5 protein-coding genes are annotated in these 2696 nt (G+C 71.9%); all 5 read left to right on the top strand.

What is annotated here, in order from left to right; translation table 11 throughout:
* Positions 1–211: DUF6221 family protein (locus amrb99_RS50450; RefSeq protein WP_206700423.1), on the top strand; the 211-nt coding region annotated here is incomplete at its 5' end.
* A gap of 95 nt (positions 212–306) precedes the next feature.
* The gene (locus tag amrb99_RS49170) at positions 307–603 is read left to right on the top strand and encodes a hypothetical protein (RefSeq protein WP_206700422.1); all 297 of its coding nucleotides are present in this window, start codon (positions 307–309) and stop codon (positions 601–603) included.
* On the top strand, positions 603–1055 hold the full coding sequence (locus tag amrb99_RS49165) for an AAA family ATPase (RefSeq protein WP_190868992.1): 453 nt from the start codon (positions 603–605) through the stop codon (positions 1053–1055). Before amrb99_RS49170 ends, amrb99_RS49165 begins: the two co-directional genes overlap by 1 nt.
* Before the next feature lie 255 nt (positions 1056–1310).
* Positions 1311–1619, top strand: a complete 309-nt coding sequence (locus amrb99_RS49160) for a hypothetical protein (protein ID WP_190868991.1) — start codon at positions 1311–1313, stop codon at positions 1617–1619.
* A partial coding sequence (locus amrb99_RS49155; RefSeq protein ID WP_190868990.1) for a terminase large subunit occupies positions 1616–2696 on the top strand: 1081 nt, incomplete at its 3' end. The genes amrb99_RS49160 and amrb99_RS49155, both read left to right, overlap by 4 nt.

Below are 2696 nucleotides of genomic sequence, written 5' to 3'. Positions count from 1 at the left end.
GCGGGTACTGGCCGAAGTCGAACTCAAACGGCGGATTATCGACGAGCACTCGCCGAACCGCTTCGGTGAGTGCAAGACCTGCGGCGGCACCGACTCCTGCGGCTGCGTGAGCGGCGTTGATCATCCGTGCGACACGCTGCGCCTACTCGCCCTGCCGTACGTCGGTCACCCTCAGTACGACCAGGCGTGGACGCCGCCACCGAATTCATGATCTAATTACCCCATCTTCCGCGTGCCCGGAAACGGACCGCCCGAGCCCCGACCGCACTGCGCGGCGGGGCTCCTGTCGTTCCAAGGGGTGGTGACATGCCCGCCCCGAGCGCCGGACGTAAGGGCCGCCGCTGGCGCCGCGCCCGCGCCGAAATCCTGAGCACGAGCACCGTGTGCTGGCTCTGCGGCCACGACGGCGCAGGCGACGCCGACCATGAGCCTCCGCTCGCCGAGCTGCTCGCCCTCGGCCTGGACCCCGACGACCCGGCTCACCTGCGGCCCGCGCACGGCGCGTACTCCCGGTGCCCGACCTGCGGGCAATGCTGCAACCAGGTCAAGGGCAAGGGCGACCGGCCGCGCGTCGCCCGCCCGTCCACGTCACGGGACTGGTGATGCTGACCGTGGTGACCGGCCCGCCGTGCGCGGGCAAGACCACCTACGTCCGGGAGCACGCGGCGCCCGGCGACATCGTCCTCGACATGGACGCCATCGCGAACGCGCTGCACGCTGGACCCGCGACACGACGGTACGGCCGCGCGCTCCTGGCCGTGACGCTGCGAGCCCACACGGCCGCGCTCGTCGAGGCGCTGCGGCAGTCCGCCCGCGTGGACGTGTGGGTGATCCACACGCAGCCGAGCGAGGCCGCGATGCAGCAGTACGTACGGCACGCCGCGCGCGTGGTCGTGGTCAATCCCGGCCGCGCGATCGTGATGCGGCGCATCGCCGAGCAACGGCCCGCGACGGCCCGCTCGGTCGCGACCCGATGGTACCGGTGGCACGCGGCCACGGACATCACGTCCAGTGACCTACCTGCCGAGCGCCCGACTACATCCCGTGAGTGGTGACGCTCCGCAACACCGGGCGTGACGCACGGACCGTGACCGCGCGGCGCTCACTCACCGTGAACCCGGGACCGACAGGGCTCTGACCTGGGGTTATCCGGGGAGGGAGGGGGGAGGGCCGATCCCGCGGGATTCGGCCCTGCGGGGGACCCCGCGCCCTGCCTCCCTTTTCTCTCTCCGTGACTTTAAGTGACTGGCCTTGATCATCCGGCCGTGACTCCGCGTGACATTCACCGTCTGTGATCGGGGGTGGTCGCCGTGGACGACGCGTTCGATGACGAGTTCGACGACGACGCTCCGGTCACGGACGCCCTCGTCCGCGCGGTGACCGACCAGCTCGCCGAGTGGGGCCTCGACCACGCGCCCGAGGGCGCGGCGGCGCTGGACCTCGCGCGGCGGATCGGCCGGCCGAAGACGACCGCGCCCGCCGCGGCGATGCTGCACGGCCAGCTTCGCGCGCTGCTGTCCGACCTGCGCAAGCTCGCCCCGCCGAAGGTGGAGAAGGACGGCGTCGCCGAACTTCAGGCCGAGTATCAGGGCCTGCGCATCGTCGGTGGTGGGTCGTGACGGCGGTCGCGGAGGAACGCGAGCTGCCGCCGCTCGTCGGCGCGAACGACCCCCGGATCTGCGTCTACCCGGAGTCGCGGCGGTCGGCTGGGCGGATGGCCGTGGACCTCGCGCGCCGCGCCAAGCTGGTCCTGGACCCGTGGCAGGCGCTCGTCCTCGAGCGGTCGCTCGGCGTTCAGGCCGACGGCCGGTGGTCGGCGTTCGAGGCCGGGATGATCGTCGCCCGCCAGAACGGCAAGTCTGCGGTTTTCGAGGCGCGGATGCTCGCCGGCCTGTTCTTGTTCGGCGAGGAGCTGATCCTCTACTCGGCGCACGAGTTCAAGACGGCCGGTGAGATTTTTCGGCGCGTCCTGGGGCTGATCGAGGGCGCGCCCGAGCTGCGCAAGCGCGTCAAGACGGTCGCCCGTTCCAAGGGCGAGGAGGGCATCGAGCTGGCACCGACCGCGCAGTGCCCGAACGGGCAGCGGCTTCGGTTCGTCGCCCGCTCGACCGGCTCGGGCCGTGGGTTCTCGGCGGACTGCGCGCTCATGGACGAGTGCCAGCACCTCAGTGACGCGCCCGTGGACGCCATGATGCCCACGCTGCTCGCCCGCCCGAACCCGCAGGTCTTCTACGGCGGCAGCGCGGGAGATAAGGACATGGCGCCCTGCGACCAGATCGCCCGCGTCCGCGAGCGCGCCCTGTCGGACAACCCCGGACGGCTCGCCTTCTTCGAGTGGTCGGCCGACCTGTGCGGTGATCAGTGCGGCGAGGGCTGCGCCGAGCACGACGATCCCGACGACCCGGCGGTCTGGGCGCGGACGAACCCGGCGCTCGGGCGCGGCCGGGTGACGCTCGAGGGCCTGTCGAAATTGCACGCCACCATGTCGCCGCGCGGTTGGCGGCGCGAGTTGCTGAGCGTGGGGAACTACCCGGTTCAGGCGGGCGGCTGGGAGGTCATCTCTGAGGCCGCATGGATGGCGACGGCGGACGAGGAGTCCGTGCCGGTCGGCGAGGTCGCGTTCGTCCTGGACGTCACCCCGGACCGGTCGGCCGCCGCTATCGGGATCGCCGGCGTGCGCGAGGACGGCCTCGGGC

The sequence above is a fragment of the Actinomadura sp. RB99 genome (assembly GCF_014706005.1).
In the GTDB taxonomy this organism is placed as follows: Bacteria; Actinomycetota; Actinomycetes; order Streptosporangiales; family Streptosporangiaceae; genus Spirillospora.
This window is presented reverse-complemented; position numbering and strand designations above follow the sequence as displayed.

Coding starts and splice junctions, on each gene's coding strand:
- amrb99_RS49170 (WP_206700422.1), top strand. CDS start 307: ATGCCCGCCCCGAGCGCCGGACGTAAGGGCCGCCGCTGGCGCCGCGCC.
- amrb99_RS49165 (WP_190868992.1), top strand. CDS start 603: ATGCTGACCGTGGTGACCGGCCCGCCGTGCGCGGGCAAGACCACCTAC.